This window comes from Frigoribacterium sp. CFBP 8759 (genome assembly GCF_014841655.1).
Classification (GTDB): domain Bacteria; phylum Actinomycetota; class Actinomycetes; order Actinomycetales; family Microbacteriaceae; genus Frigoribacterium.
Genome location: NZ_JACYUH010000003.1, coordinates 369,377 through 388,697 on the forward strand (window position 1 = coordinate 369,377; position 19,321 = coordinate 388,697).

A 19,321-nucleotide genomic window follows, 5' to 3' on the forward strand; every position below is an offset into this window, starting at 1 on the left:
CCTCGTGACCTACACCACCCCTGACGAGTTCGTCACCCGCCCCGACCTGCGCGGCACCTTCGGCATGACGTCGTCGACGCACTGGCTGGCGACGGCCTCGGCCCAGTCGGTCCTCGAGCGCGGCGGCAACGCCTTCGACGCGGCCGTCGCGGGCGCCTTCGTCCTGCACGTCGTCGAGCCGCACCTCAACGGTCCCGGCGGCGACCTCACGGCGATCTACGCGACGGCCGAGGCCCCCGACGCGCCGACCGTGCTCGTCGGCCAGGGCCCCGCCCCGGCCGGGGCCACCCGCGAGCACTACCTTGCCGAGGGCCTCGAGCTCGTCCCCGGGTCGGGAGCCCTCGCGGCCGCCGTCCCCGGTGCCGTCGACGCCTGGCTGAAGCTGCTGGCCGAGCACGGCACCTGGTCCCTGGCCGACGTCCTGGCCTACGCGATCGGCTACGCCCGCGACGGCCACCCGATCGTGGCGCGCGTGGCGTCGACCATCGAGACCGTCGCCGACCTGTTCACCGAGCACTGGCCCACCTCCGCCGCCCAGTGGATGCCGGGTGGCGAGGTGCCGCGTGAGGGCGACCTGCTGACGAACCCGGCCTACGCGGCCGTCCTCGACGAGCTGGTCGCGGCGGGCGAGGCCCTCGGCCCCGACGCGTCCCGCGAGTCGAAGATCGAGGAGGCGCGGGTCGAGTGGGGCAGCGGACACGTCGCGCAGGCGATCGACGCGTTCGTCCGCACTCCGCACCGTCACTCGTCGGGCACCGACCACGCGGGCGTGGTCACGGCCGCCGACCTCGCCGCCTTCCGGGCCACGACCGAGCCGGCGACCACGATCGAGTTCCGCGGCCACACCGTCGCCAAGACCGGCGCCTGGGGTCAGGGTCCCGCCCTGCTGCAGGTGCTGGCGCTGCTCGAGCCGCTCGACGACGCCCTGCTCGACCCGTCGACCGCCGACGGCGCCCACACCATCGTCGAGGCGCAGAAGCTCGCGATGGCCGATCGCGAGGCCTGGTACGGCCCCGGGGACGTGCCGCTCGACGTCCTGCTGTCCGCGGACTACGCCGACCGGCGTCGCGCCCTGATCGGCGAGCGGGCGTCGCACGAGCTGCGACCGGGCGACGTCCCGGGGCGCGAACCGTTCGCCCTGCCCACGATGCGCACCGAGTACCTGCCACCCGCGCTCAGCGAGGCACCCGCCGGCGTCGGCGAGCCCACCGTCGCCGCCCCCGGTCGGGCACCGGTTCGCGCCGACGCAGCCGACGCAGCCGACGCACCCGACGCACCCGACGCACCCGTCGTACCGACCGAGGACGCCCCGGCGACCGCCACCGCGCCTCCTGCCGACCGTCTGGCCGAGCCGTTCACCGAGCCCACCGGCGAGACGCGCGGCGACACCTGCCACCTCGACGTCGTCGACCGCTGGGGCAACGTCGTGTCGGCGACCCCGTCGGGTGGCTGGTTGCAGTCGTCGCCGACGATCCCCGAGCTCGGCTTCTGCCTCGGCAGCCGGCTGCAGATGTCGTGGCTCGACGAGGGCACGGCGTCGACGCTCGCACCCGGCACCCGGCCGCGCACCACGCTGACGCCCACGCTCGTGCTGAAGGACGGCGAGCCCGTCGTCGCGCTCGGTTCGCCCGGCGGCGACCAGCAGGACCAGTGGCAGCTGCTCTACCTGCTGCGCACGATCGTCGGCGGCTACACCCCGCAGCAGGCCATCGACGCCCCGGCCCTGCACACCACGTCGTTCCCGGGCAGCTTCTGGCCCCGCACCTGGGAGCCCGGAGGCGTCGTGGTCGAGGACCGCCTGGGCGACGACGTCATCGACGCGCTGGTCGCCCGCGGCCACGTCGTCACCCGCGCCGGCGGCTGGTCCCTGGGCCGGCTGTCCAGCGTGTCGCGAGACCCCGAGACCGGCGTGCTCTCCGCCGCCGCCAACCCCCGAGGAGCCCAGGCCTATGCCGCAGGACGCTGAGAACCCGACCTCCCCCCTGCTGAGCGTGCGCGACCTCCGCGTCTCGTTCGGCGACACCCCCGCCGTCCACGGCGTCGACCTCGACGTCCTGCCGGGCGAGCGGGTGGCGATCGTCGGCCAGTCCGGCTCGGGCAAGTCGACGGTGGTCGCCGCCATCCTGCGCCTGCTGCCCGGGGCCGGTCACATCACGGGTGGCACGATCGAGCTGGCGGGGCCCGACGGCGGCACCCTCGACCTCGCGCAGGCGACCGAGGCCCCCATGCGTCAGGTGCGCGGCGCCCGGATCGGCCTCGTGCCGCAGGACCCGTCGACCAACCTGAACCCGTCGATGAAGGTCGGCGCGCAGATCGCCGACGCGCTGCGCACCCACGGCCTCCGCGGCCACGACGAGGTCCAGCGCCGCGTCGTCGCGCTGATGAGCGAGGCGGGCATCCCCGAGGCCGAGCGCCGGGCGGGGCAGTTCCCCCACGAGTTCTCGGGCGGCATGCGCCAGCGCGTGCTCATCGCGATCGCCCTGGCACGGGAGCCGCAGCTGCTCATCGCCGACGAGCCGACCAGCGCGCTCGACGTGACGGTGCAGCGGCAGATCCTGAACCACCTGCAGACGCTGGTCGAGAGCCGTGGCACCTCCCTGCTCTTCATCACCCACGACCTGGGGCTCGCCGCCGACCGCACCGACCGCATCGTCGTGATGCTCGAGGGACGCGTCGTCGAGCAGGGCACGCCCGAGCAGATCCTGCGTCGCCCGCAGCACGAGTACACGAAGCGCCTCGTCGCGGCGGCGCCGACGCTGGCCTCGGCCACCGCCCTCCGTCGCGGCGAGACCGTCCTCGACGAGGCGACGGACGCGAAGGAGGCGCGGGTCGACCCGATCCTGACCGTCACCGACCTGGTCAAGGAGTTCCGCCTCCGTGGTCGCCGTGGCGAGCAGGTGCGGGCCGTCGACCACGTCTCGTTCGAGGTGCCGCGCGGCACCACGACGGCGATCGTGGGGGAGTCCGGCTCGGGCAAGACGACCGTGGCCCGCATCGTGCTCGGCCTCGAGTCGGCGACGAGCGGGTCGGCCTTGATCGACGGCGAGAGCATCACGACGAGCCGCGGTGCGTCCCGTCGCGCGCTGCGTCGCCGGGTGCAGCCCGTCTTCCAGGACCCCTACGGTTCGCTCGACCCGACCTCCAGCGTCGAGCGGCTGATCGACGAGCCGTTGCGCATCTTCGGCGTCGGCGACCGTGCCTCGCGTCGGCACCGGGTCGCCGAGCTGCTCGACCAGGTCGCCCTGCCGCGGTCGGTCGCGCAGAGCCGTCCGAACGAGTTGTCCGGCGGGCAGCGTCAGCGCGTGGCCATCGCCCGGGCGCTGGCGCTCGAGCCCGAGCTGCTCATCTGCGACGAGGCCGTCTCGGCGCTCGACGTGCTCGTCCAGGAGCAGATCCTCGAGCTGCTCGGCGACCTGCAGCGTCGGCTCGGCCTCAGCTACCTGTTCATCACGCACGACCTGGCGGTCGTGAGGCAGATCGCCCACGACGTGGTGGTGATGCGCAAGGGCGCCGTGGTCGAGCGCGGTAGCGTCGACGACATCTTCTTGTCGCCCCGTGCCGAGTACACGACCGAACTGTTGGGAGCCATCCCCGGTGCCAGCCTCGCCCTCTGAGGGCCCGACGCCCGTCGTCCTCGTCGACGCCCTGCGTCGCGAGATCGTCGAGGGCGCCCTCGTGCCGGGGACGCGCATCACCGAGGCGTCGGTCGCTCGCCGCCACGGCGTCTCGCGCGTCCCGGTGCGTGAGGCGCTGCGGGCGCTCGAGGCCGAGGGGTTCGTCGAGTCGACGCCGCACGTGGGCAGCCGGGTCGCGGCGATCCCGGTCGACGAGGCCGACGACCTCTTCGCCGTCCGCGAGGCCCTCGAGATCTCGACCGCGCGACGCGCCGCCCTGCGGGCCCGCGAGCTGTTCGGCGAGCCGCGGCCGCCCGAGGACTGGTGGCGCACGCGGCGCGTGCTCGGCCAGCTGCTCGACGACGGGGACGCCGCCGTCGAGGCCGGCGACCTCGACCGTCTCGTCGAGCTCAACGACCGGTTCCACGTGGGCGTGGCGCAGCTGAGCGGGAGCGCCACCCTGGCCACCCTGCTGCGCCAGCTGTCGAACAAGATCGAGTGGCTGTACGCCCTCGACACCTTCTCGCGAGGCAAGCGGCTCTGGCCCGACCACCGACGCATCCTCGCGGCGATCGACGCCGGCGACGAGGCCGGGGCCGCCGAGCTGATGGGCTGGCACGTGCGCGAGTCGCGCATCGGGTTCCTCGCCCGCACCGAGCCGGCCGACCGCGTGGCCGACCTGCGGGCCACTCCGCCCGCCCTGCCGCCGACCATCCCGACGCCCACCATCCCGACGCCCGCGATCTCGACGCCGGAGGCCCCCACGCCGACCACCTCGACGGCGGCGGCCCCTCCGGCCTGACCCGCGCCTCCTCGGCTCGAGGGCGGGTCGACTGCATCGACTGCACGTTCTCAGGCATCGGTCGGGGGATCTGCTTACTGTTCTCGGTCATGGACGAACCTCCCTCTCACATGCCCTGGCCTCTCCCACGCCTGACCGCCCGCGCGGTCGTCACAGACGGGGAGGGGCGACATGAATGACTGGGTCATGGTCGGCATCGGCCTCGTGCTCACCGTCGGCACCGGCTTCTTCGTCGCGTCCGAGTTCTCGCTGGTCAACCTCGACCGGAACGAGCTGGAGGCGCGGCGCGACCGGGGCGAGAAACGCCTCGGTCCCACGATCAAGGCGTTGCGCATCACCTCGACGCACCTCTCCGGTGCGCAGCTCGGCATCACGCTGACCACCCTGCTGACCGGGTACACCTTCGAGCCCGCCATCAGTTCGATGCTGAGCGGTCCGCTCGGCTCGCTCGGCGTGCCCGCCGCGGCCGTCCCGGTCGTCGGCAGCGTCGCGGGCATCGTGCTCGCCACCCTCTTCTCGATGGTCGTCGGCGAGCTCGTGCCGAAGAACTTCGCCCTCGCGCTGCCGCTCGCCACCGCGAAGTTCGTCGTGCCGTTCCAGGCCGCGTTCACCACGGTGTTCAAGCCGCTCATCCTGCTCTTCAACAACACCGCCAACGCGGCCATCCGCGCCATGGGCATCGAGCCCAAAGAAGAGCTGTCGGGTGCGCGCTCGGCCGAAGAGCTGAGTTCGCTCGTGCGCCGGTCGGCCCTCGAGGGCCAACTCGACCAGGACCACGCGACCCTGCTGGGCCGTACCCTGCGCTTCTCGCAGCACGACGCCTCCGAGGTGATGACGCCGCGCGTCCGCATGACGACCATCGCGTCGACCGGCTCGGCCGCCGACGTCGTCGAGGCCGCCCTCACCTCGGGCTTCTCGCGGTTCCCCGTGATCGGCGACGACAGCGACGACATCGTCGGGGTCGTGCACGTGAAGCACGCGTTCGCGGTCCCGCTCGCCGGGCGCGCCTCCGTCGTCGCGACCGCCCTCATGCAGGAGGCGCGCTTCGTGCCCGAGAGCATGGGCACCGACTCGCTGCTCGGCCTGCTGCGCCACGGCGGCCTGCAGATGGCCGTGGTGCGTGACGAGTTCGGCGGCACCGCCGGCCTCGTCACGCTCGAGGACGTCGTCGAAGAGCTCGTCGGCGAGCTCGAGGACGAGCACGACCGGGCCCGCGTGGGCATCGTGCGCCAGGCCGGCACCGTGCTCTTCGACGGTGCCCTCCGGCCCGACGAGCTGGCCGACCGGGCGGGCATCCGCGTGCCCGACGACGGCGACTACGAGACGGTGGCCGGGTTCGTCATCGACCGGCTCGACCGCCTGCCCGAGGTGGGCGACGAGGTCGCCCTCGAGAGCGGCAGCGGCAGCCTGCGGGTCGAACGCGTCGCGAACGGACGCCTCGAACGCCTGCGTTTCGTGCCGGCCCCACCCGACGGCGGCCTCGACGCCGCCGCACCCACGACCGAGCACGACCGCGTGGTCGCCTCGCTGACCGAAGGGGTCGACCGATGAACGAGTACCTGCCCGGAATCGTCTGGCTGGTCGTGCTGCTGATCGTCAACGGGTTCTTCGTCGGCGCCGAGTTCGCCGTCATCTCGGCACGCCGATCGCAGATCGAGCCGCGTGCCGAGGCCGGCAGCAAGGCCGCGAAGACGACCCTGTGGGCGATGGAACACGCGACGCTCATGCTGGCCACCAGCCAGTTGGGCATCACCGTCTGCTCGCTGGTCATCTTGAACGTCTCGGAGCCGGCGATCCACCACCTGCTCGAGATCCCGCTCGGTCTCACCAGCCTCTCGGCCGAGGCGATCGGCGTCGTCGCGTTCGTCGTGGCGCTCGTGCTCGTCACGTTCTTGCACGTGGTCGTCGGCGAGATGATCCCGAAGAACCTGTCGTTCTCGGTGCCCGACCGGGCGGCGCTCATCCTGGCGCCCCCGCTCGTCTTCGTGGCGACGGTGTTCAAGCCGGTCATCTGGTCGCTCAACGCGATCGCCAACGGCGTGCTGAGGCTCTTCCGGGTCGAGCCGAAGGACGAGGCGACGAGCTCGTACACGCTCGACGAGGTCGCCACGATCGTCCAGCAGTCGACCCGCGAGGGCACGCTGACGGACTCGTCGGGCACCCTGTCGGCGGCGTTCGAGTTCACCACCCGCAAGGTGCGCGACGTCGAGGTGCCCCTCGACGAGATGGTGCACCTGGCGCCGGGGTCGACTCCGGCCGACGTGCAGCGCGCCGTGGCGGCCCGGGGATACTCGCGGTACGTGCTCACCGACGGAGACGGCCAGCCCACGGGTTACCTGCACCTCAAGGACGTCATGGACCTCACCGGCGACGGGGCCTTCGAGGCACCCGTGCCCGAGAAGCGCATCCGCCGCCTGGGCGCCGTGGGCCGCGACACCGACCTCGAGGACGCCCTGGCCTCGATGCGCCGGGTCGGCGCGCACGTCGCCCGATCCGTCTCGCCCGAGGGCGTCACCACCGGCGTGCTGTTCTTGGAGGACATCATCGAAGAACTCGTCGGCGAGGTCGACGACGTCACGGCGGTCTGACGGGTCGAGGGACGGTCGGCCGTGCCCGCTCGGTCGGCCGTGCCCGCTCGGTCGCCCGTGCCCGCTCGGTCGGCCGCGCCCGCCCGCTCAGGCGACGGGGCGCTGGCCGGGCAGGGCGTGCAGGTCCTCGGCGGCGAGTTCGGCGGCGATGGGGTCACCGGCCTCGGTCGCCTCGCGCAGGGCGGCGAACGAGTCGGCCATCGAGTCCCACTGCAGCACCTGCACGATGTTCGGCACGCGCAGTTTGTAGGCGAGGCCGTCGGTGACGTCGGTGCAGACCTTGACCAGTGACGGATTGCCGCAGTGGTCGACGTAGGTCGAGAACAGCGCGATGGCGTGGGCGTTCAACGCCGGGGCGTCTTCACGGTCGAGGTCGCCGAGGCAGACGTCGATGGCCCGCACGATCTCTCGCTTGACGGCGTCCGGCAGGTTCGGGACGGCCAGCCGGACGGCGCCGCCGAAGAGCACGCCCAGGGTCTGGACCGCCTGGACGGCCTCTTCGGCCTTCGGCGTCGCGACCTTCGTGTAGCGGTTCGGCGCCATCTCGACGAGGCCGGCGCGCACGAGGTCGCCGAGTGCCTCGCGGATCGGGGTGCGCGACACCTGCAGCCAGGCGATCAGCTCGTCGTCGTGCAGGCGTTCGCCCGGTTCGAGCGTGCCGTCGATGATCGCGTCACGGATGCGGCTGCGGACCGTGTCGCGCAGCAACTGTCGTTCGGCGGCAGGGGGAGTGACGGGAATCGGCATGCGGCCTCCTAGATCCTCACGGGCGTGTGCCCGGCCAGCATCCTAATACGGAAACGTCACATTTTGCCCGATGGGCAGCGAAGTCGACATGTCAATGTCAGGTCACGACATCCCCGGCGACGACGACGAAGCCCCGCCCCTCGGAGGGAGGGGCGGGGCTTCTCGATCGGGTCGGTGTCGTCAGTTCGTCGCCGCGGCGGGGGTCGCCGCCGGCACGTGCTGCGAGTGGACCTCGACGCCGTGCGAGTCGCGCAGGGTCGTCAGGGTCTGCTCGATCTCGTCGTCGCGCTGCTCGGTCGTCCATTCGAGCGAGCGGGCCATGACGTCCGCGATCTCGGTGAGCAACTCGATGGTGACGCCCCCGACGAACGCGAGGTTCGTGCGGCGCAGGACGACGTCGGCCAGGTGGACGGCGTCCTCGTGCTCGGCGAAGTAGGCGATCTCGGCCGTGGTCAGCGTCGAGTCGGCCTGGAGTGCCTGCGACGGCTGGTCGAGCAGCACCTCGATGACGTCGGAGGCGCGGGTGCCGTACCGGGTGAGCAGACGGTCGACCTGGTCACGGTCGAGCCCGTCGGCGTGGGCCGCGACCCAGGTGGTGCGGGCGCCCTCGGTGGTGGGGAAGCCCTTGCCGCCGCCGATCGCCATGCCGGTGGTGTCGACCGTGCGCTTCACGCCGAGCTTCGTCGTCGCCTCGGTGGAGAGGTGCGCCGACAGGGCACGGAAGGTGGTCCACTTGCCGCCGACCAGGCTGAGGACGGCCGTGCCGGGCAGCTCGGCGACCTCGGTCTCGACGATGCGGTAGTCGCGCGACACGAAACCCGCGGCGAGGTCGTCGTGCTTGGGCAGGGGGCGGACGCCCGAGTAGCGGTAGACGATGTGGTCGCGGTTGAGCTCGATGTCGGGGTAGACGTGCTTCACCAGGTCGAAGAAGTAGTCGACCTCTTCTTCGGTGCAGACGGCCGGCTCGGCCATGTCGGCCTCGAGGTCGGTCGTGCCGATGAGCACGCGACCCTTGAGCGGGTAGATCAGGACGATGCGGCCGTCGTTGTTCTCGAAGAAGATCTCGCGACCGTTCGTGGCCTCGAGCAACTCGGGGCTGTCGACGACGATGTGCGACCCCTTGGTGCCGCCCATGTACTGCGACTCGGCACCGAAGGCCTTGTTGGTGAGGTCGGTCCAGGGGCCCGACGCGTTGATGACGACGTCGGCCTTCACCGTGAACTCGGTCCCGCTGACGACGTCGCGCAGGGTCACGCCACCGTCGGCGGTCCCGACGGCCTCGAGGTAGTTGGCGCTGCGGGCGTTGTCGCCGGCGGCCAGACCGTCCTTCAGCACGTCGAGCGCGAGGCGCTCGGGCTCGTGCACCGACGCGTCGTAGTAGGTGCCCGTGTACTTGAGGGCCTTGTTGAGGTGCGGCATCTCGGCCAGCGCCTTCTTGCGACCGAGGAACTTGTGACGGGGCACCGAGCCGCCGTCACGCGAGAACGAGTCGTACATGGTCATGCCGACCTTGATCAGCAGTGCGCCGCGCTCCTTCGTGGAGCGCTGCTTGTGCGTCAGCATGCGCAAGGGGGCGTTCATGATGCCGCTGAACGTCGAGAAGATCGGCATCGTGGTCTGCAGCGGCTTGACGTAGTGCGGGGCGATCTTCAGCAGGCCGTTGCGCTCTTCGACGCTCTCGCGGACGAGGCGGAACTCGCCGTTCTCGAGGTAGCGGATGCCGCCGTGGATCATGTGGGACGACGCGGCGGACGCGCCGGACGCGTAGTCGGCCCGTTCGACGAGCACGACGTCGACGCCCTGGAGGGCGAGGTCGCGGAAGGTCGCGATGCCGTTGATGCCACCGCCGACGACGAGCACCTGTGCCGTCGGGCGGTCGACGATGCGCTGCACGTTGGGACGGATCGAGTCTGTCTTCTTCGACATGGTCACTGCTTCTTTCGAGATGCGATGTCAGGTGGTGGTGACCGACTCGTCCTGCGGGCCGGTAGATTCATCGTCGTCCCGATGCACACAAGGTGCAACGTATCTGCACGAACGTGCAAGGAGGTCCCGTTGGTCGCTGGCGACACGTCCGAACGCACGCAGGAGGCCCTGCGCGCCGCGCACCTCTACTACATGCAGGACCTCACGATGGAGGCGATCGCGCACGAACTGCAGACGTCCCGCTCGTCGGTGTCGCGCCTCCTGAAGGCAGCACGCGAGACGGGCCTCGTCGACATCCAGATCAAGTCCCCGCTCGACCAGCCGACGGCCGTGGGCGACGGGCTGCACCGGCGGTTCGGCGTGGTCGCGCACGTGGTCCCGGTGCCCGACCAGACGAGCGACGTCGACCGGCTCGACCGGGTCGCGCTGTCGGCTGCACGAACGCTCACCCAGTACGTCGACTCGAACATGGTCGTCGGCGTCGCCTGGGGCTCCACCGTCAGTGCGGTCAGCCGGTACCTGGTGCCCAAGACCACGCACAACACCGTCTTCGTCCAGCTCAACGGTGCGGCGAACACCCGCACGACCGGCATCGAGTACGCCAGCGAGATCCTGCGGCGGTTCGGCCACGCGTACGGCGCCCTGATCCAGCAGTTTCCCGTGCCCGCGTTCTTCGACGACCCCGCCACCAAGAGCGCCCTGTGGCGGGAGCGCAGCACCCGACGCGTCCTCTCGCTGCAGGGCGCCATGGACCTCGTCGTCTTCGGCGTCGGCTCGCGCGAGGCACACGTGCCGAGCCACGTCTACTCGGGTGGTTACCTCGAGCAGAGCGACCACGACAGCCTGGCCCACGACCACGTGGTGGGCGACGTCGCGACCGTGTTCTTCCGCGAGGACGGCTCGTCGGCCGACATCGAGCTCAACCGGCGCGCGACCGGGCCCGACCTGGCGACCATCCGACGCACGCCGCGTCGCGTCTGCGTCGTCGCGGGGGAGGCCAAGGTGGTCAGCGTCCGCGGTGCGCTCGCCGCGGGCCTGGTCACCGACCTCATCCTCGACGAGGGGACCGCCAGGGCGCTCCTGGCCAGCTGAGCCGGAGGGGCCGCGGTCCGGAGGCGCGGGTGGGGTACACCGGGCCAGCCACGACCCAGCCCGCCCGCGTAGACGGGAGGCGTCGCACACCGGGCCCCGACCGGCCCCGAGAGGAGCATCACCATGGCAAGCACCGAACTCACCGGACGCCGCGTTCTCGCGATCGTCACCAACTACGGCGTCGAGCAGGACGAGCTCGTCGTCCCCGTCGCGAAGCTGCGCGAGCAGGGCGCCACCGTCGTCGTCGCCGGCGTCTCCACCGAGCCGATCCAGACGCTCGTCGGCGACAAGGACCCGGGGCAGACCGTCCGCCCCGACACGACCATCGCCGAGGTCGACGCCGCCGACCACGACCTCCTGCTCGTTCCCGGCGGCACCATCAACGCGGACACCCTCCGCACCGAGAGCGACGCCGTCGACCTGGTGAAGGCCTTCGCCACGGCGGGCAAGCCGATCGCGGCGATCTGCCACGGCCCGTGGGCGCTCATCGAGGCCGGCCTCGTGACGGGCAAGGAGCTCACCTCCTATGCGTCGCTGCAGACCGACGTCCGCAACGCCGGCGGCAGCTGGGTCGACCGTTCGGTGGTGACCGACGTCGAGCAGGGCTTCACGCTCGTCACGTCGCGTGACCCCGGCGACCTCGACGACTTCGTCCGCGAGACCTCGTCGGCGCTGGCCGCCACGGCCTGATCCGTCGTCTCCGTCGCGGCGGGGTCCGTCGTCCCCCCCCCGGGGCGACGGACCCCGCCGTGGGTCTTTAATGGGACGTCGGGCCATCGTCGGTCCGTCACCCGGCGCTCCGGCGCCCACCCGGTCGAGAGAGAGGCGCGATGAAGTTCGGCAAGACGCGCGGGGCCCCCTCCGAGCCGGCGACGCCCGATCCCGCCGCCCTCGAGCGCGCCGTCGCAGAAGGGGTGCTCATCTCGCGTGCGGCCGCCGTCGTCTCGGTGGCCAACTCGATCGTCATCCGTGCCCTCCGCGACGACGAGCACTTCGACCACGAGCGCACCCGCGAGGCCGTGCGCACCATCCTCGGTCGCCTCGCGGCGGAACAACGCGAGCAGAACGAACGGATCGGCGGCGAACGGGCGAAGGCCCTCAAGGCCAAGGGCCGGTCGCGACACCAGCACGACTACCGGCGCGGGGACGACGACACCCTCTGGTTCCGGGAGAAGACCTACACGGCCGTGGCCGACCGGCTGGACGAGCTGCAGTCCGACGACGACTTCGTGCGCGACATCGTCGCGGCGGCGGTCGACCGGGCCTGGGGCGACGTCGGGGCCGCGATCGTCACGAAGGTGTCGGCCGTCGAGGCGGTCGACCCGGCGTATCCCGACGAACGCGACCAGCGCCTCCGTGATCTCGTCGACGTGGACCTTGCGCGGTTGCTCGCCCAGCCGCCGCCGGGGTCGGACGGCCCCCGCGCGGTCTGACGGACGCGCCGTCCGGCGGCCCCCGACCTGGGGCTGTCCCGCCCGGTACCCGGGCGAGAGCATGGAGGGACACCGCTCGGCCCTCACCACGCGGAGCCCTCGTCGATCAGGCCACCGCTGTGGGAGGAACCCGGCATGAACCGTTTCGTCAGCCCGCTCGTGCGCGGGATGATCCGCCAGCGCAACCGCTGGTTCGACCGACGCCTGGGGCTGCCCAGGCCCGAGAGCGTCGCCCGGACGCACGCTCCCGGCGTCAGCCCCGATCGCGTGCTGCTGTTCGGCAGCGGGCCCGCCGTCGGGTGGGGCGTCCGCAGCCACGACCTGGGGCTCGCGGGTCACCTCGCGCGGGCGGTCTCGCAGGCCACGGGTCGCGGGGTCGACGTCGACGTCGTGGCCGACCCCTCGATGGGGACGGTGTCCGCCCGCCGGGTGCTCGGACACCGCGACCTCACGCGCTACGACGCCGTGGTCGTGGTGACGGGCATCAACGACGCCCTCGCCATGACCGACGTCACGAAGTGGCGGCGCGCGTTCGTCGACCTGCTCGTGCACATCGAGACCGAGACCGGGGGCGCGAGCAGTCCCGTGCTCGTCACGGGCGTCCAGTCGCCCAGCGAGGTGACGGTGTTCCGCATCGCCGGCGGGGGCCTCGTCGACCGACACGCGGCCGAGCTGAACGAGACCATCCGGGACGTCTGCTCGACCCACCCCCGGGTGCACGTGCTCATGCCTCCGTCGCCGCTCTCGGGCCACGACGACCGGGACAAGCTCATCGCCAAGTACGCCCGCTGGGGCGAGGCGCAGGCCGAGATGCTCGCGCCCATGCTCGACGCGCAGATGTCCGCCGGCGGCGGCGTGGCCCGGGCGCGCCGGCACGCCCCTCAGGCCGAGGTCGACCGCGTGGAGGCGATCAGGGCATTGGGCCTCCTCGACACCGACCCCGAAGAACGCTTCGACGACATCGTCGAACGGGCGCGGACCCTGCTCGGCGCGAGCGGGGCCGCGTTCTCCCTCGTCACCGCCGACCGACACTGGAACAAGGCCCTCGCCGGGGGCGGCGACCGCGAGCTGCCCATGGCGCTCTCGTTCTGCGCCCACACGGTCGCCGGCGGCCAGCCGTTCATCGTCGAGGACGCCTGGGCCGACGAACGGTTCGGCGTCGAGGCGCCGGCGCGGTTCTACGCCGGCTACCCGGTCGAGAGCCCCGAGGGCGTCCGCATCGGAGCGCTCTGCGTCGCCGACCCCGAGCCCCGCACGGTCGAGAGCGTCGACCTCGTCATGCTGCGCGAGCTCGCCCTCAGCGTGCAGCGCGAGCTCGCGAGGCAGGCCGTCGCGCGGGCCTGAGAGCAGATGTACAGAAAGATGTACACGATGAGGGGCTCCGCGCTAGCATCGTCTCCATGGAGACCTCCATCCGAAGCGCCGACGTCCTCGCCGTGGCTGATGCCCGCAGCGGCTTCAGCCGCCTCATGAGGGACTTCCGGCTCGACCCCGACCGTCCGGCCGTTGCCGTGGGGCCGCACCGCCGCCCCGAGGTCGTCATCGTGCCGTGGAGCCGTTTCGTCGAGATGTCCGAGCGTCCCCCGTCTGGTCGAGAGGGCGTTTCGCTGCTGGACGAGATCACCTCGCGTGCCGGTCTCGTCCGGCGCCTCGCGGGCCTGAGCCACATCGACGCCGTCAGCGTCTTCGGGTCGGTCGCTCGCGGGACCGAGACCGACGACAGTGACATCGACCTCCTGGTCGATCCGGGGGCCGAGGCGACCTACTTCGACTTCGCGCAGTTCGAGATCGACATGGAAGCCGTGTTCCAGCGTCCGGTCGACGTCGTGTCCCGGCGGGGGCTCGACCCCGAGGCCGACCGCGAGATCCTGACACAAGCGGTGCCCGTGTGAACCCCTCTCCGGACCGCGCCGAACGTTGGCTGGTCGACCTCGACGCGACCCTGGCGGCCTCGGCCGAGCTCGTGTCCCGTGGTCGCGAGGCGTTCGACGGCGACCCTGCGCTTCCGTTGGCGTTCGAGGCGCTGGCCAACCGGGCCGGTGACCTGAGCAAGCGCTTGGTCGCGTACGACGGCACGAGGTTCCACGAGGTCGAGTTCTCACTCGCCGCCAAGAATCGCGACTTCGTCGTCCATCACTACGATCGCCTCGACCGTGAGACCCTCTGGCAGACCGTGACCCGGAGCTTTCCCCTCCTGCACTCCCTCGTGCAGCGTCACCGACGCGACGGATGAGCGCCGAACCCCTGGTCACGCCCGACGGCCGGTACCTCGTGGTCCGCGGCCGGCTGTGGCGCCGGACCGATCCTCGCCTCGACGAGGCGACCCGCGCCTCCTTGGTCCACGACCTGATGGAGGCGCGGCGCGCGAAGAAGACGGCGCTGGCCGCCGACGACGCTGCCGCCGTCGAGGACGCCCGGGCCCGGGTCGACGCCGCGAAGACGTCGCTCGGCGAACGCGGCCCGGTGTGGTGGGACGACGACGCCCCCGACGAGACCCGCCGCATGGCACGGAACACGCGGTACGCGGACTGGTTCGCCACGGTCGGGCCCGACGCCGCCACGAACTGACCATCTCGCCATGAGGCGCACTCCGCCACGAAGTGGACACCGCACCAGGAGAAAACGCGGTGCCGCGTCCACTTCGTGGTGTGGTGTGATGCGGTGGCGGTCGGGCGGCCCGCCTCCGGCGTTGCTAGCGGCCCTGGCGCTTCTTGAACGGCTTGGGCTGGCCCTTGACGGCGGGCGTACGGCCCTTGCCCTTGGACGCCTTGGCCTTGCCGCCGGCCGGCGGGGGTGGCGGCGGGGTCGGGGTGGAAGGACTCGCCAGTTCGTCCTCGGCGACGACCACCGCCGCCTTGCCGGCCTTGGTCAACCGGTACGGCGTGACGTCGCGGTCGAACAGCTTCGCACCGAACTCGAGCTCGAGGGCCTCGATCGACGATTCGAGCTTCTGGCGCGAGATGCCGAGCTTGTCGGCCGCCACCGGGAAGTGCAGCACGTCGGCCGCGACCAGGAAGTGCCTCAGGTGGCTGGTCTTCACGCCGTGGCGACCGAACCGGCGGAGGAGCCGCCGACCGAGTCCGCACGGATGCCCAGGCCGTCGAGGGCCTTCTGGAAGATCGTCAGACCGCTCATGCCCGGCAGGTTCGAGATGTTCTGGTCGAGCTTGACGGCGGCCTTGCGGCCCTCTTCGCCGCTCATCAGCTGGCCGAAGACGAACTTGACGTCGTCGACCTCCATGATGGACGAGCCGACCGGGGCCCAGACCTTCGACAACAGAAACCGCGTCAGCTTCTGCGCCTTCTTGCTCGCGAGCAGACGCTCACGGGCCTGCGAGACGTAGAACGCGACGTGGCGGGCCTCTTGCTTGGCGATGCGCTTCAGCAACTCGGCGAGGACCGGGTCCTGTTCGAGCTCGGCCATGCGCTTGTACGCCGACACGGCCGAGTACTCGTTGGCCGCGCCCCACGACATGTGGACGGCGACGAAGTCGGAGCCGACGATCTTGCCGAGCAGACCCTGCTTGACCGGGTCGAGGCGCTCACGCCAGCCGAGCTTGAGCCGGTTCGCGCGGAGCTGGTCGTAGTCGACCGTGATGCCGTGGACCTCGAGGATCGCGGCGAGGGCCTCGCCGTGCCAGAACTCCTCGCGGTTCCACATCGTCATGAACGTGGTCATCTCGTTCTCTTTGTGAGAAGGAGTCGTGAGCAGGTCACGGGTGTAGCAGACCGTGTGGTACTCGACGTCGGCCATGTAGCGCAGCGTCCGCAGCGAGTCGGCCGAGAGCGGGTTCTTCCGGAAGTGGTCGAGGTCGAGGTCGTCCCAGCTCAGGCGTTCGGAGGTCGCGGCGAACTTGTCGATGTCGAAGGCCATGTGATGTCAGGAGGCGCGGGCTCAGGCCCTGCCTCCGTCTCCTTTCGCTGTGGTGCTGCTGGTGCCGCTCGTGGTGCTGGTGCCGCTTCTGCCGTGGGGGCCGCTGCGAGTCCAATCGCGGATGCTCCATCTTCTTCGGAGCGCCTCGCGTGCCAGATTGCTGTCGGGGTTGACCGCGTTCGGGTGGCCGACCATCTCGAGCCAGGCGAGGTCGGCGAACGAGTCACCATAACCGTACGACCCCGAGAGATCGATGTCGTTCGCCTGGGCGTACTGGCGCAGCCAGGCGGCGCGGGCCTCGTCGACCAGCGGAGGCTGTGCGAGGTAACCCGTGTAGACGCCGCTGCGCTGGTGCATCGTGCTGGCGACGACGTCGTCGAAGAGGTGTGCCAGGGGAGTCGTCAGGGTGTCGATCGAGCCCGTGACCAGGACCGTGCGGTGCCCGGCGGCACGGTGCTCGGCCAGTCGGGCGAGCGCGTCGGGGAGGGTGTGGCGCAGGACCGTGTCGGCGTAGCCGCGTGACCGGACCACGCCCGAGAGCCGCGCGACGGGCATGCCCTCGTACCGTCGGGAGAACGTACGGATGAACTCGCCGCGGTCGCGACCCTCGGCCCGGAGGTAGCGCGGCAGCGAGGTGAGCAGGCTGGCGACCTCGCCGGGCCAGGCGGCCTTGCGGAACCCGGCCGAGCGCACCCAGAGGTACTGCTCGACGATGTTGCTGTCGAGCACCGTGCCCTCGAGGTCGAACACGGCCACGACGTCGTCGCGCGGCGGCAGGGCCCGCGTGTCGGCGACGGCGGCCGACGCGGCGGGTCGCACCGAGAACGCCCGGGTCATCGAGGTGATGGACGGGAAGTGCACTTCTTGGAAGTAGGCCTCCCAGTCGACGTCGGTCACGTCGAAGCCGATGTCCGCGGGCGAGCCCGCGGGGAGTCCGGCGTGCAGGGCCCGGGTGCGTCGGTCGTCGAAGATGATCTCGGACTGCACGTAGTGGCGGTAGAGGTCGGTGAGGCTCTGCAGCGACTCGAGGTCGGCCCGCCGCGTCTGGACCCCGGCCAGCGCCGTCCGGGTGCGCAGCGTGCTCGGCAGTCGGGTGAGCACGGCCTCGCGGACGTCGTTGACGCGGTTCGCGGTGCGGATGGCGCCCTCGACCTTGCGCACGCCCGGGAAGTTCCAGTGCGGCGCCTCGATCGACGAGTGCTCGTCGCGGGGCAGCGGGTTGGCCGTGAAGAACGCCTTGAGGTTCTCGAACATGCGCAGGATCGAGAACGGGTTGCTGCCGCCCGAGCTGGCGTGGAAGTACTGGGGGCTGCCGGCCTCGACCGGGTTCGCCGCGACGGTGAGGATGACGTTGACGACGTAGTCGACCGGGATCACGTCGAGCACGCTGTCGGGCACGCCGGGGAACTCGGGCAGCAGCCCACGGGCGTACGACATGATCAGCGGGTCGGCGACCTTGAAGCCGTCGATCCAGCCGGGGTAGGGGTGCCGGTGGGCGCTCTCGACGATCGCCGGTCGCACGACCGACAGGCGGTGCCCGGCCTCGGCCCAGAGCTCTTCGGCGGCGCGCTCGGCGAAGGCCTTGGTCAGCGTGTAGACGTCGGTCCAGCCGAGCGTCTCGGCCCGGGTGCGTCCGTAGTCGACGAGACGGGCCTTGACCCAGGCGACGCGGGCGTCTTCTGCGGCCGTGGCGACCGCCTGCGGACCGGTCTTGCCGTGCGCCGCACGACCCTGGGCGAGGAAAGTGCGAAGCGTCTCGGGCTGGCGGGAGGCGGCCTCGACCCGGGCGCGGGCGTCGGCGGCGGCGGCGCGCTCGACACGCCAGTCGACGGTGTGGCCGAGCGACGCCTCGGGGAACACGCCCTTGCGGATGCCGCCGACGTAGGCGGTCGACACGTGCACGACGTGCGGGTCGGTGCCCGTCTTCCGCAGGGCCTCGTAGAGCCCGACCGCCCCGCCGACGTTGGTCTCGAAGGCCTGGTCGATCGGCGGGTCGAACGACACCGTGGACGCGCTGTGGATGACGACGTCGAGGTCGTCGGGCAGGTCGGGCAGGTCGCCCAGACCGCTCTCGATCACCCGGAGCCGCTCGGCGAGGGCCTTCTCGACGCCCTCGGCCCCGACGGCCTCGCGCCACGAGGCGAAGACCGGCTTCTTCAGCAGGTGCCGCAGACGCCCCTCGGCCGAGGTGCCGGCCTTCGGTCGGATGAGGAGCGTGACCGTCGTGCCGGGGTGCGACGAGAGCAGACGCTCGAGGATCGCCTGGCCGACGAAGCCGGTGCCGCCGGTGAGCAGGACGTGCGAGCCGCCGAGGTCGACTCGGGTGGCACCCGGGGTCTGGTCGGGCAGCGCGAGGCCGGGGGTGGAGCTCATGCGGTCAGCTTTCTGGTCACGGCCGCCCCGACGGAGGCGTCCAGGCCCGGCAGGTCGGCGACCTGCGCGCCCACGCGGTCGGCGCGCAGGTGGCCCTCGGCCCCGCCGAAGACGGTGGCGTCGAAGAAGGTGCGCTCGGAGTCGGCGCGCTCGACGGCGCCGATCGGCCAGACGGCCGTCAGCAAGGAGGCGCGGGTCATCTTCACCGACCGGCGCGAGTCGCGCAGGCGCCAGTCGGCCTCGCTCGCGAAGAACTGCTCGTGACGACCCTTCACGACCCTCACACGGTCGATCACGGTGGTCAGCGTGGGGTGTGCCGCGAGCTCGTCGAGGCGGTCGTATGCCTCTCGGAGCACCCATTCGTCGACGGCCCCCGTCGTCGTGTGCACGGCGACGATGGGGGACCCGACGGTGATGGCCTGGAGGGCCCGGGTGATCGGGCCACGGCGCTCGACGGCCTCGGAGGCGGCGTGACGCTTGGGCCCCTCGGTCACGTCGCGGTTGCGGGGCTCGCCGTGGGCCTCGAGGACGGCGTCGAGGGCGTCGGCCAGCCAGAACTTCTCGAACGCCCACGTCACGAGGAACGCGGTGACCCTCGTGTCCTTGTGGGTGGCCGTCACCAGGAGGTTGCGCAGGTTCTCCATCGTGGCGCTCTCGAGACGTCCGAGATGGCGGACGAGGCGCAGGGCGTCGGGGCCCAGGGGGCGGTCGGCGAAGCCGGACAGGTCGAGGTCGGGGCGCCAGTTGCCCTGGGCCGTCTTGGTGAACTCGCGGATGTCGAAGTCGGGGTCGGCGCGCGGGGCATCTCTGGTCGTCATGACAGGGGGTCCTCCGGGGCAGAAGTGGACGAGGCGAGAAGGGCCTCGAACGTGT

The 19,321-nt window shown here is 71.6% G+C and carries 18 protein-coding genes; 12 read left to right on the forward strand and 6 right to left on the reverse strand.

The genetic code is table 11. From position 1 onward, the window contains the following. The first annotated feature begins 4 nt into the window (after positions 1–4). The 5 genes from IFT79_RS11885 to IFT79_RS11905 all read left to right on the forward strand — a co-directional run bounded on the left by IFT79_RS11885 (position 5) and on the right by IFT79_RS11905 (position 7,004). On the forward strand, positions 5–1,966 hold the full coding sequence (locus IFT79_RS11885; RefSeq protein WP_342211837.1) for a gamma-glutamyltransferase family protein: 1,962 nt from the start codon (positions 5–7) through the stop codon (positions 1,964–1,966). After that, a complete protein-coding gene (locus IFT79_RS11890) occupies positions 1,950–3,614 on the forward strand; it encodes a dipeptide ABC transporter ATP-binding protein (RefSeq protein ID WP_159825962.1) in 1,665 nt (554 codons plus the stop codon). Before IFT79_RS11885 ends, IFT79_RS11890 begins: the two co-directional genes overlap by 17 nt. Continuing rightward, positions 3,595–4,416 (forward strand): GntR family transcriptional regulator, encoded by an 822-nt coding sequence (locus tag IFT79_RS11895; protein WP_199736224.1) that lies wholly within the window; start codon positions 3,595–3,597, stop codon positions 4,414–4,416. Before IFT79_RS11890 ends, IFT79_RS11895 begins: the two co-directional genes overlap by 20 nt. 171 nt (positions 4,417–4,587) lie before the next feature. Further along, positions 4,588–5,967, forward strand: a complete 1,380-nt coding sequence (locus IFT79_RS11900) for a hemolysin family protein (RefSeq protein ID WP_173151630.1) — start codon at positions 4,588–4,590, stop codon at positions 5,965–5,967. After that, the gene (locus IFT79_RS11905) at positions 5,964–7,004 is read left to right on the forward strand and encodes a hemolysin family protein (protein WP_056046862.1); all 1,041 of its coding nucleotides are present in this window, start codon (positions 5,964–5,966) and stop codon (positions 7,002–7,004) included. The genes IFT79_RS11900 and IFT79_RS11905 overlap by 4 nt, the downstream gene beginning before the upstream one ends. 87 nt (positions 7,005–7,091) lie before the next feature. Here IFT79_RS11905 and IFT79_RS11910 read toward each other — a convergent pair whose 3' ends face one another. After that, positions 7,092–7,751, reverse strand: a complete 660-nt coding sequence (locus IFT79_RS11910; RefSeq protein ID WP_056046860.1) for a GntR family transcriptional regulator — start codon at positions 7,749–7,751, stop codon at positions 7,092–7,094. A gap of 180 nt (positions 7,752–7,931) precedes the next feature. Continuing rightward, the gene (locus IFT79_RS11915; RefSeq protein ID WP_192124368.1) at positions 7,932–9,677 is read right to left on the reverse strand and encodes a glycerol-3-phosphate dehydrogenase/oxidase; all 1,746 of its coding nucleotides are present in this window, start codon (positions 9,675–9,677) and stop codon (positions 7,932–7,934) included. Between the two features lie 192 nt (positions 9,678–9,869). On the opposite strand from IFT79_RS11915, the gene IFT79_RS11920 reads away from it, so the two are divergent. The 7 genes from IFT79_RS11920 to IFT79_RS11950 all read left to right on the forward strand — a co-directional run bounded on the left by IFT79_RS11920 (position 9,870) and on the right by IFT79_RS11950 (position 14,770). Beyond that, a complete protein-coding gene (locus IFT79_RS11920) occupies positions 9,870–10,769 on the forward strand; it encodes a sugar-binding transcriptional regulator (protein WP_233568409.1) in 900 nt (299 codons plus the stop codon). Positions 10,770–10,892: 123 nt separating this feature from the next. Next, positions 10,893–11,459, forward strand: coding sequence for a type 1 glutamine amidotransferase domain-containing protein (locus IFT79_RS11925; RefSeq protein WP_123570651.1), 567 nt, complete (start codon positions 10,893–10,895; stop codon positions 11,457–11,459). A 140-nt stretch (positions 11,460–11,599) separates the two neighbouring features. Then, entirely contained in the window at positions 11,600–12,202 is a 603-nt protein-coding gene (locus IFT79_RS11930; protein ID WP_192124369.1) for a hypothetical protein, read from the forward strand. 135 nt (positions 12,203–12,337) lie between these two features. Continuing rightward, positions 12,338–13,546, forward strand: a complete 1,209-nt coding sequence (locus IFT79_RS11935) for a GAF domain-containing protein (RefSeq protein ID WP_159825943.1) — start codon at positions 12,338–12,340, stop codon at positions 13,544–13,546. Between the two features lie 56 nt (positions 13,547–13,602). Continuing rightward, positions 13,603–14,094 carry a nucleotidyltransferase family protein gene (locus IFT79_RS11940; RefSeq protein ID WP_056046851.1) on the forward strand — a complete coding sequence of 164 codons (492 nt, stop codon included), beginning with the start codon at positions 13,603–13,605 and terminating at the stop codon, positions 14,092–14,094. Further along, entirely contained in the window at positions 14,091–14,435 is a 345-nt protein-coding gene (locus tag IFT79_RS11945; RefSeq protein ID WP_056046849.1) for a HepT-like ribonuclease domain-containing protein, read from the forward strand. Before IFT79_RS11940 ends, IFT79_RS11945 begins: the two co-directional genes overlap by 4 nt. Further along, positions 14,432–14,770 carry a hypothetical protein gene (locus IFT79_RS11950; RefSeq protein ID WP_192124371.1) on the forward strand — a complete coding sequence of 113 codons (339 nt, stop codon included), beginning with the start codon at positions 14,432–14,434 and terminating at the stop codon, positions 14,768–14,770. Before IFT79_RS11945 ends, IFT79_RS11950 begins: the two co-directional genes overlap by 4 nt. A 124-nt stretch (positions 14,771–14,894) precedes the next feature. Here the strand turns inward: IFT79_RS11950 and IFT79_RS11955 are convergent, their stop codons facing one another. Genes IFT79_RS11955 through IFT79_RS11970 form a run of 4 tightly spaced genes read right to left on the reverse strand, consistent with a single transcriptional unit; the run spans position 14,895 to position 19,266 of the window. Then, positions 14,895–15,242: a helix-turn-helix domain-containing protein gene (locus tag IFT79_RS11955; RefSeq protein ID WP_043595703.1), complete on the reverse strand. Its 348-nt coding sequence runs from the start codon at positions 15,240–15,242 to the stop codon at positions 14,895–14,897. Beyond that, positions 15,239–16,075 (reverse strand): hypothetical protein, encoded by an 837-nt coding sequence (locus tag IFT79_RS11960; protein ID WP_055970915.1) that lies wholly within the window; start codon positions 16,073–16,075, stop codon positions 15,239–15,241. Before IFT79_RS11960 ends, IFT79_RS11955 begins: the two co-directional genes overlap by 4 nt. A 21-nt stretch (positions 16,076–16,096) precedes the next feature. Then, on the reverse strand, positions 16,097–18,448 hold the full coding sequence (locus IFT79_RS11965; protein WP_123570649.1) for an SDR family oxidoreductase: 2,352 nt from the start codon (positions 18,446–18,448) through the stop codon (positions 16,097–16,099). Next, positions 18,445–19,266, reverse strand: a complete 822-nt coding sequence (locus IFT79_RS11970) for a hypothetical protein (protein ID WP_159825838.1) — start codon at positions 19,264–19,266, stop codon at positions 18,445–18,447. Before IFT79_RS11970 ends, IFT79_RS11965 begins: the two co-directional genes overlap by 4 nt. Positions 19,267–19,321 lie beyond the last annotated feature (55 nt).

Bases quoted from the DNA above. Each gene is read 5' to 3' on its own strand.
- IFT79_RS11930 (WP_192124369.1), top strand. From the start codon at position 11,600: ATGAAGTTCGGCAAGACGCGCGGGGCCCCCTCCGAGCCGGCGACGCCC.
- IFT79_RS11900 (WP_173151630.1), top strand. From the start codon at position 4,588: ATGAATGACTGGGTCATGGTCGGCATCGGCCTCGTGCTCACCGTCGGC.
- IFT79_RS11910 (WP_056046860.1), bottom strand. From the start codon at position 7,751: ATGCCGATTCCCGTCACTCCCCCTGCCGCCGAACGACAGTTGCTGCGC.
- IFT79_RS11925 (WP_123570651.1), top strand. From the start codon at position 10,893: ATGGCAAGCACCGAACTCACCGGACGCCGCGTTCTCGCGATCGTCACC.
- IFT79_RS11970 (WP_159825838.1), bottom strand. From the start codon at position 19,266: ATGACGACCAGAGATGCCCCGCGCGCCGACCCCGACTTCGACATCCGC.
- IFT79_RS11960 (WP_055970915.1), bottom strand. From the start codon at position 16,075: ATGGCCTTCGACATCGACAAGTTCGCCGCGACCTCCGAACGCCTGAGC.
- IFT79_RS11905 (WP_056046862.1), top strand. From the start codon at position 5,964: ATGAACGAGTACCTGCCCGGAATCGTCTGGCTGGTCGTGCTGCTGATC.
- IFT79_RS11920 (WP_233568409.1), top strand. From the start codon at position 9,870: ATGCAGGACCTCACGATGGAGGCGATCGCGCACGAACTGCAGACGTCC.
- IFT79_RS11950 (WP_192124371.1), top strand. From the start codon at position 14,432: ATGAGCGCCGAACCCCTGGTCACGCCCGACGGCCGGTACCTCGTGGTC.
- IFT79_RS11965 (WP_123570649.1), bottom strand. From the start codon at position 18,448: ATGAGCTCCACCCCCGGCCTCGCGCTGCCCGACCAGACCCCGGGTGCC.
- IFT79_RS11935 (WP_159825943.1), top strand. From the start codon at position 12,338: ATGAACCGTTTCGTCAGCCCGCTCGTGCGCGGGATGATCCGCCAGCGC.
- IFT79_RS11915 (WP_192124368.1), bottom strand. From the start codon at position 9,677: ATGTCGAAGAAGACAGACTCGATCCGTCCCAACGTGCAGCGCATCGTC.
- IFT79_RS11890 (WP_159825962.1), top strand. From the start codon at position 1,950: ATGCCGCAGGACGCTGAGAACCCGACCTCCCCCCTGCTGAGCGTGCGC.
- IFT79_RS11940 (WP_056046851.1), top strand. From the start codon at position 13,603: ATGGAGACCTCCATCCGAAGCGCCGACGTCCTCGCCGTGGCTGATGCC.